Below are 207 nucleotides of genomic sequence, written 5' to 3' on the forward strand. Positions count from 1 at the left end.
GGAATTTGAATAGGCTCAAAAATAAATCATCTAAAAATAGTAATCGCTGCGATCATTGTAAAAATTGACTTGGCCGTTTCTGTTATTACTGGTTCATGCGCAATTAATGCAGCGACTTCTTCATCAAGTTGACCCCCAGATTAAGATTGTGCTATAGCCAAGCGTTCTTGTCTTTTTGGTGCATAGAAAAGGTGATCTATTAACCAT

General features: G+C 36.7%; 1 pseudogene. It reads right to left on the minus strand.

Annotated features, from left to right (window positions below):
• Nucleotides 1-29 precede the first annotated feature (29 nt).
• Nucleotides 30-207 (minus strand): annotated as a pseudogene (locus V6260_RS19550) (signal peptidase I); the annotation flags it as partial.

The sequence above is a fragment of the Pseudoalteromonas aliena genome (assembly GCF_038155085.1).
Classification (GTDB): domain Bacteria; phylum Pseudomonadota; class Gammaproteobacteria; order Enterobacterales; family Alteromonadaceae; genus Pseudoalteromonas; species Pseudoalteromonas aliena_A.